The 8,939-nt window shown below is 41.0% G+C and carries 4 protein-coding genes; 1 reads left to right on the top strand and 3 read right to left on the bottom strand.

Annotation, left to right across the window (positions count from 1 at the left end):
- The first annotated feature begins 284 nt into the window (after positions 1–284).
- A complete protein-coding gene (locus ACYTXL_RS33630; protein ID WP_461928362.1) occupies positions 285–1,217 on the top strand; it encodes a glycosyltransferase family 2 protein in 933 nt (310 codons plus the stop codon).
- Between the two features lie 248 nt (positions 1,218–1,465).
- Here ACYTXL_RS33630 and ACYTXL_RS33625 read toward each other — a convergent pair whose 3' ends face one another.
- The 3 genes from ACYTXL_RS33625 to ACYTXL_RS33615 all read right to left on the bottom strand — a co-directional run bounded on the left by ACYTXL_RS33625 (position 1,466) and on the right by ACYTXL_RS33615 (position 8,364).
- A complete protein-coding gene (locus ACYTXL_RS33625; protein WP_461928363.1) occupies positions 1,466–1,657 on the bottom strand; it encodes a DUF433 domain-containing protein in 192 nt (63 codons plus the stop codon).
- Between the two features lie 219 nt (positions 1,658–1,876).
- The gene (locus ACYTXL_RS33620; RefSeq protein WP_461928361.1) at positions 1,877–7,057 is read right to left on the bottom strand and encodes a WD40 domain-containing protein; all 5,181 of its coding nucleotides are present in this window, start codon (positions 7,055–7,057) and stop codon (positions 1,877–1,879) included.
- Positions 7,027–8,364, bottom strand: coding sequence for a P-loop NTPase fold protein (locus ACYTXL_RS33615; protein ID WP_461928360.1), 1,338 nt, complete (start codon positions 8,362–8,364; stop codon positions 7,027–7,029). Before ACYTXL_RS33615 ends, ACYTXL_RS33620 begins: the two co-directional genes overlap by 31 nt.
- Positions 8,365–8,939 lie beyond the last annotated feature (575 nt).

Below are 8,939 nucleotides of genomic sequence, written 5' to 3'. Positions count from 1 at the left end.
TTCATGTATCTATTTCCTTATAACAAGAATAGACATCATAATAACAGTTTTTGTTACTGCTTGCCAGTGAAAACTTTCGCGGCGATCGCTTGACTGTTTCTAAAAATTGCTATTTTGAGTATTTGAGATTTTATTTTTTCATTTGTTATAATTTTAAGTAAATATACAGTAACATATATAAATTTAGTCAAATTATTATAGATTAAGTATTTCAGAAATTTTCTCATCTGAATTTTTAGAATTTTCAATTAAATACATTAGAAAATATATACAGATTAAAGTATATGGAACAACCACTTATATCTATTGTAATTGCAACATATAATAGAGCCTCAAGTTTACGTAGCCACAGTTTTCCAGCGATCGCTAAACTCAACTATCCAAACTATGAGGTAGTAATAGTTGATGATGCCTCAACAGACGATACACAAAGCTTTCTCAAGACTGGTGACGAGAATATAAAAAACCTTCTTATTCTACGAAATAATCATAACAAAGGGGCTTGCTTTTCTAGGAATCTCGGTGTTGCTCACACCAAAGGTGAGATTGTCGTCCTGATGGACGACGATGTAAGTCTATTCTCTGATTGCTTTAATGAATTAATCAAAATCTACACAGAAGACCCAGATGTAATGACTATTTGGGGATGTATTTACGAACATGGTGGTTCTGGCAAAGGAACAACAACATTTGGCACTGGTAGCCTCTGGTCATTACGACGAGAAATCTTTGATCATTTTCGCTTCGATACAAATCTTCGATATTTTAGAAGCAGTGCTTGCGACGAACACGAGTTAGCACGACGAATACAAAAGCATGGTTTCAAGATTATTAAGGCTAAAACAGTCAAAGCAGATCATTTCCAGGCTCCTGCTGAAAACAGAATATGGAGAGGACTAGGTGGAGATTTGAATCACCTTTATGAAAAGTTGAAATATGGATCTATTTTCCAGTACTATGGCTTGTTAATTCTTGGGTTTATATTGATGCTAAAACGACTACTGACAAAGGTAGAGTTGAATAAAAATTGGCATAATCATCCTTATTATCAAGTTATGCAAACACCGAATCGTCTATTTGTATTTATCAAAGAACGACAGTTTTATCTAGCTGCAAAATGGTTGTTTTATATTCTGATAGATATTCCGTTTCGAGCTAAAACGAAGGGAATTACCGAGTCATTTGCTAAAGCCTACAGCACTAAATGGCCTGCATAATATTGTCTGTCTTCTGCTCAGTTTATCGAGTTGATAGAATTTTAGCAAATCAAACAGACTACACTGGTTCTAGCTTCAGGTTCAACCAGATCAAACCTCACCTTGTTGTATAAATCCTGTAGGGAAATCTCAAAGGGTAAAGTGGGGCGATCGCTTGCGCCAATTATTTACTGTATTAAAAATACTTGGATGTAAGAAGTGCTGGATCTACGCCCGTCGTAGACATCGCATTCTGTGCTTGTTTAAGTTTAACAGATCACACTGTTTATTCCATAAGAAGTTTTCTCAATCGTTGGATAAACCACATCATACCGCAAAGCTTGAGCCGCAAATGCCAAAGCTGCTTTAATTCCTTCATCGCTAAATCGCGGATACGCTTCGAGTATTTGCTGAGGTGTTTCACCCGCAGCAAGCTTTTCAAGAATTAATTCAACTGTAATACGAGTTCATGAAATGACAGGTTTGCCCATCATTATTTTTGGATCGGATACGATTTTTTGCATGAATTATGATTATTTGAATAGATAATTAATTTACAGCTGTTTTCAGGTAAATAGACCACGCGATAGGGGCACAGCAATGCTGTGCCCCTACGACAGATGTGGTTCAAATATATGATTTGTGCTGTAATATATATTGCCTTTCATCATTCTTCTGCATCACCTACCAGAACACAAGGCGCGATCGCTCTTCATTACCTTCTGATTAGTCTGCAAATAATCGTGTAGTAAATCACAACCCCGTGTCAGTAATTTTTCCAGTTGGATATCCGCCAAATTCTGTAAAATCACCGCACCGTTAGCACTACCCGCAGCCAAAGTTTTACCGTCATGGCTGAAACTGATGCTGGTTAATTCATCCTTATAACCTTTTAAAGCAATCAGCAATGTCCCTTCTCGGTTCCAAATCCTCACGTTGTCATCACTGGAGGCTGCTAGAGTCTTACCATCGGGGCTAAAGCTGACACTGATGAAACTATCGCCATCGCCAGGGAGATTATTGAGCAAATCACCGTCTCGACTCCAAATCTTCACTGTGCTATCAATGCTAACTGAAGCGAGCGCTTTCCCATCAGGCGACCAAGCAACCCCATTTACTCGGCGACTATGACCAGTTAATGTGTATAGCAATTTACCATCCACACTCCAGATTTTCACGGTTTTGTCATCACTGGCTGAGGCTAGCAATTTACCATCTGGGCTAAAGCTGACCCAATTCACCGCGTCTTGATGTCCCTGCAAGGTGTTGAGTAGTTTACCGTCCCGACTCCAAAGTTTTACTGTTTTATCTTTACTAGCCGAGGCGATTACTTTACCATCAGGCGACCAAGCTACACCCAAGACGGCACTATTATGACCCTGCAAGGTGTTGAGTAATTTACCGTCAAGACTCCAAAGCTTCACCGTTTTATCTTTACTAGCCGAAGCAATTACTTGACCATCGGGGCTAAAACTAACGCCCCAAACTTGACCCTGATGCCCCGTGAAAATACGGATTAGTTTACCATCTCGACTGAAAAGTTTTATAGTTTTGTCTCGACTCGCTGCTGCTAAGGTGCGATCGCCTGGGCTAAAACTGATGCTAGTTACCCAATCATCATTATCAGCTTTCGGCTTTCGCAATAACACATCATCCCAATGCCAGAGTTTAATAGTTTTGTCCCGACTTGCAGAAGCGAGGGTGCGACCGTCTGGGCTGAAACTGACGCTATTCACCCAATTATTATGTCCCTTCAGGGTTAAGAGCAGCACACCTTCAAAACTCCAAAGTTTAATTGTCTCGTCGGTACTTGCAGAAGCGATTGTCTTACCATCAGGGCTAAAACTGACGCTGGTAACTCCACCACTATGTCCCGATAAGGTTCGCAGTAGCTTACCCTCCAGATTCCACAGTTTGATAGTCTGGTCTAAACTAGCAGAAGCGATCGCTTTCCCATCAGGCGACCAAGCTATACTTTTGACTGCATCATTATGTCCTTGCAAGGTTTTGAGCAGCTTACCATCCCGACTCCACAATTTTACCGTCTTGTCAGCACTCCCGGAAGCAAAAGTTTGACCATCAGGCGACCAAGCGACACTTAAGACTGCACCATCATGTAAGAGCAAAGTTTTGAGCAGCTTGCTATCCCGACTCCAAAGTTTTATTGTCTTGTCTGAACTCGCCGAAGCAATAGTTTGACCATCAGGGCTGAAACTAACACTATTCACTACAGCTTCATGTCCTAATAGAGTAGCAAACAGTTGACCATCCCGATTCCACAGTTTTACTGTCTTGTCTTGACTGGCGGAAGCAATTATTTGACTATCGGGGCTGAAACTGACGCTATTAACTACATCATCATGTCCCGACAAGGTTTTAACCAAGCTACCATCGGGACGCCAGAGTTTAATTGTATTATCCGCACTACCTGAGGCAATTAAAGTGCGATCGCCACTAAATGTAACACTATTTACTCCAGAGATATGCCCTTCTAAGCGGTTATATTCTCTGACGCTGGAAACTGCTTGATAGAGTGCTGTTTGTACTTCCTCTCTTGTATTGGAATCTATCCAGACTGTTTGTTTTAATTTTCTTCCAGCTTTTAAAGCTTCCTTTAAAGCATCAATACCTTTTTGGGAAGCAAAGAGGGCTTCACTGGATGCACTCAGGGTTTTAATTTCGCTATCTACTGCTGTCACTATAGAAACACTTAATCCCAATATGGCGAGAACACAAGCAGTTAGGGCAATTTTCAACGAACGATTTAATTGAGCTTCACTAATCCGTTGTTTCTTTTGACTTTCTGCGAGTTTAGCTGTTAACTCTTTTTCTTTGAGTTCAGCCCGCAAATGTTCAATTTCTAACTGACTCAATTCTTCCCGCTTGTGTAATTCTCGCAATTCTGTTAATAAGTCCAAACCCGGTTGGGGATGAGAATCTACCAATTTGGAACGCTGCTTTTTTTGGCTAAGTTCGCTTTTAAGTCGTTCAATCTCAGCTTGACTCTGTTCTACTTTTTGGCGTAGCTGGTTTAGTTGTACCTGTAAGCTCGATTCTTGTTGTTGCAGGTAGCGAATCAACGATACTAAATAATCGTGAATCAGTTGATAGCGTTCTGGTACATCAGGGAATAGTACCACTAAACCGGAACGCACTAAAATTTCTAATACTAAGTCTAATTTCTCAGCATCTTCTAACTCTGCTAGCTGTGCCGCTAACTCAGCACGAGTTTTAAAAGGTCGGTTGTTACTTTCATCTGTTAATAAATATAAGACGAGTAACGCGGCTCGTTCATTCTCTGATCCGCAGTCTTTAATCAGTTCCTTAATATATCGCTCAATCAGTTTATTCGGTCGATATGGCTGATATTCTTCTAGTGTAGTAATACGCTCATCTTGAATTTGCGCTCCCACAACTTGCAATTCAATCGGGCGGACTTCTCCAAATTCTGTTGATAAATCTTCGATTAAGGCATCAATTAAAGCCGGTTCTAAATTAAACTGCGATCGCTCTGTTAATTTTCGGATAATTGCTTTCGCATATTCTGGCGAAAAGTTATTTAACTGGTAGCGAATATGCTTGTCGAGAATATTATGATTAATCGCTTCCAGTGCCGAAAGATGTTTAAAATCTAATAACCGATGTAAATAATCTTCGCGCAAGGAAAGGATCACTTTCACAAAGGGTATTTTGAGACAGTCACTAATAAATTTATCAAACTCTTGCTTTTGATTGCGATCGCTATAACCAAAGAAAAATTCTTCAAATTGATCAAAAATTAAAACTGTGATCAGATTGTGATCGGCATTTTCTTTTAGTTGTTGTAAAATACTAACGATGGTTAACGGTATGCCAGAGTAAGGCAAAGCCTCCGATTCAATGGCTACTTCTGACTTAATATCAGCATACACGGCAAGGGAGGCGTCACTAGACATCGCCTCACTTAGAGATTTTCCTAATTCTCGCGCCCAATCGGTGTAAACTTGCAATACCACAGGCACGGCTATTTGATCGCCAACAGCTCGATTTTGCAATGCTGGAACTAAGCCTGCCGTGACAGTCGAACTCTTACCCACTCCTGATTGACCGTGAATCACCGTCAGCTTTTGATCGGCGCGGCTGATTCTGCCAATTAAGTTATTAATATCACGCTCTCGACCAGAAGCGGCAATTTCTAAAGCAACGCTACTACTTCCAGAAGGTGACATCAATGCTGGATTTGTCGCCTGTCTTTGCGGTTGCAAGCGTCCCGCACCGATAAAAGCCCGAAAACCGTACTGTTGCTCAACAGAACGCCGTTTCTGTCGAATATAATAGGCTTCCAGATAGCGTCCTTCTTCAAAGTAGAGCGATCGCAATCTCCGCAATAAGCGAATATAACGATGGGCATCGTATTGATGAGCGCTGCTTTCTAAAGCTGCTGGTAGTTCTTTTGTCGCCTTATCTAGGTATTCACGCGCGATTTCTAACTCACCTAAATTTCGCTGGGCTTTCGCTAAAACTAAATAGTAAATTTGCCCCAATAATAATGGAAATAAGCAGTTGTAAGGGTCGTTGTGCTTTTGCGCCTCACCTAATTTTAACAGTGATACGTGTGCTAATATGCTCGCCTGTACCCAGCGCGACTGCTGCACAGCCACTTGCGCCAGAAAACCGTAGTCACAAGCTAATTCAATTTGAGTACCATAAGTTTGATGTAACTCCAGAGACTTTTGAGCAACCGTCTGCAATTCTTCCCACTCTTGCAGATATTGCAAAACTTCAGCGAGTTGATTAATGAATTCAGCAACTATATCTAAACGCCCCGCCACTTCTAAAACATTTAAGCATTGCTGAAAATAAGATTTAGCTGTGTACCAATGGCGGCGGTTTTCAGTTTGATTTTGCTCTGCAAAACGACAATAACACAGCCCAATATAAAACAGTAAAATTCCCTCTCGCAAAAGTAGAGGAGATGGCCGATTAGGAGGCATAGGCAAAGAAAATACCCCCTCATCTCCCTCAGTCTTTTTATTCAATTTTGAATTTTGAATTTTGAATTTTGAATTGATTTCCCCCTCATTCCCCCCAGTCTTTCTTTTTGCCAACTTTTGCCAAACTTCCAAGCTTTGCTGAAAATGGTTTAAAGCTGGATGAATGCAATCGCTAATATAATCATCTAGACCAAAAACAAATTCTAAACTAGCGTCTAATTCTGACTCTAAGCTAATACCACGATTGTGCAACTCTTTAATAGCAAAGTGGAGTTCATAGCTATGTTTCCAGACTTGCTCCACAGTGGAATAGTGCTTTGCAACTTCAGGAGGTTGGTGTTGTGCAGCATCCTTTGGTAACACCGTAGCAAATAAAGAGTCAGTTTCCTGTTGCAAAAATTGCAGCAAGGAGTCAGTTGTCATTTCAAACCGAATCGGTGTCGCCGCCCAACTAGCAAAATCTGGTGCTAAACGCACTACCTTTTGCAACACTTCCTCATTCACCCAGACAATCATCGGAAACGGGTGACGTTTGCGAAATTCATCACGAATATGATTAATAGACCTCAATAAATCATCAAGTCCATCTACCAACTCTAAACCCAAAATCATCAACGCCGATGGCGGATTCTTTTCGGTTAGCAGTTGTAAATGAATACTTGTGTAAAGACTTCTAGCATTATGCGGCAAAACTACCTTTTGAATTTGGTGTACTCCTGAAGAGAGTTCTTCGAGTTGTTGCAGCATTCGCTCTTGCAAAACTCGATAATTGCAGCACACCAAAACTAAGGAGAATTGACCGTTAGAAAGGGCAATTGCTCTCCCCAAATTTCTCAAAGCTCGCTCATTAGCTGCTGTTATATCTGCTTGTGGGTGTCGTTCAACCATGACTTAAATTTTTCTGTCTCTGCTAAAACTGGGTTGACGGCAAACCAAGCTCCCTGATGATCGCGGTATTCAAATACAAATAAACTTCGCAATAAAGTATAGTATTCTATATCACCTCTAACTCTCTGCTGTTGCACTACCTGAAAGATTAATTCCCACTCATGAGGGTCGATAGCATTAGTTCGGTAATCCCGTTGTCTTCGGATTACCAACTCGACACACTCCCGCTCAAAAGGTGGATCTTGTTCTCGCAGACAGTCAAACAGTAACCCTAGCAAGTCGCGTACATGACCACCACTAATCAGGCACAATCGATCTAAGGTTTCCAAACTATCAAACACTTCTGTAATTAAGCCTAACCGATCGCTAGCTAAAATATCGGGAAAAGCTCTAGCTAGCACCATTTGCCGCAACATTGTTAACCCTTGCGGGAAAATCTCCCCAGAGCGCAAACGCACAGGTATCATCGGCAACACTTTTGGTGCGACTCCTCCCCCCAAACGATGTTGAAGTTCGGCGCTATCGTTGGAGAAAGTCAGCGCTAAAGGAATAGTGTAGACTACATGACAATTTAGTTTGCGTAACTGTTCACCACGCTGAATAAATAAATATTCTGGCAGCGATCGCCCCGATGGTAAAGGCCGAATTGCGACTCTATCCAAATTATCAACAATCACTACCAATCCTTTTTTACCCCTAGCTTTCAGTTGCTTGGTGGCAGGTTCTAGTAATTCTTGATTAATTGACTGTAAAATATTTGCTGTTCGCGGTTCCAAATAATCTCTTAAGCGCCGCCGCAATTGGGGACTTTCTTTAGCCTTAGCTGTAATTTTGGCAATCCCCACAGACAACTCTGCTTCCACCCCAAGTTCTATTGGCGTTTGCAGGAAATCCACGAGTTCACCAAACAACTTAGTAAAGTAGCTAGGCTTAAACCTAATTTTCAAAGCTTCTAGGCTTTCGCTTACTTGTCCAGCGATCGCTAACAAAATATCAGTCACATCCACATCTGCCATTTCTAACACATGGGTAGACTCAAAGTAAACTACATGAAATTGCTGTTCCTCTAACTCAGCTTTCAGGCGCAACAACTCCGTTGATTTTCCACAACCGAGATGTCCTGTAAATAGTTGACAGGTTGGAGCATCCGGGGATATTATAGCGATCGTGCGCTGCAAAGCCTCGATGATTTTGCCACCCCGCACCGCAGCAAAATCGATATAGTATCTGCGATCGCTGGCATTTCCTATAATTAGAGGTCTGCTGGGATTGCAAGCCTGATAAAATCTTTCTAAATCTAGGAGCATAACTAATCGAGTTCACTCAGGAATAAGGATGAAAAAATCTGTTGAATAAATATATTTGGTTTTAGGGAATTTCTTCCTTAATTTAAGTACATCTCACTCAAAATACTAACTAAATTAGCAGTATTCGGGATGATTTTTCATATTTAGGTTTTATCTAGCACAAGGCAAGGCTGATATTTGATTTTAAGTAAGTAAAAATACTATTATAAGTACAAATAGCAAAAATCTCGTTGATTAAATAAGGTACTCTTATCAATATTAAAAATATCCAGCACAAAAAAAGGTACTGTTAAGTACAGTTTGATAGCGCTCTTAAATATATAGCGGTTCTCAATTGCATAATTTCTCTTCTTTCCTTCTTTCTTCTCTACGAGACCCTTCTCTACGAGACGCTACGCGTAGCTTGCTTCCACGAAGTGGTACGGCAAGCTCAGGGCATGGCGCTGCGCGTAGCTTGCTTCCACGAAGTGGTACGCGGTTCGTTCCTTTACCCTTCAAACTTCGCTTGCCAGTAGGGGTTTAGCATGCTAAACCCCTACAGCTGTATGAGTTTTGCCCTCACCCCCAGCCCCTCT

The organism is Nostoc sp. (assembly GCF_054880495.1).
The sequence above is the reverse complement of the archived record's forward strand: the minus strand, read 5'-3'. Positions and strand labels throughout refer to the sequence as shown.

Excerpts from the sequence above, each read along its gene's own strand:
- ACYTXL_RS33620 (WP_461928361.1), bottom strand. The coding sequence starts at position 7,057 with ATGGTTGAACGACACCCACAAGCAGATATAACAGCAGCTAATGAGCGA.
- ACYTXL_RS33630 (WP_461928362.1), top strand. The coding sequence starts at position 285 with ATGGAACAACCACTTATATCTATTGTAATTGCAACATATAATAGAGCC.
- ACYTXL_RS33615 (WP_461928360.1), bottom strand. The coding sequence starts at position 8,364 with ATGCTCCTAGATTTAGAAAGATTTTATCAGGCTTGCAATCCCAGCAGA.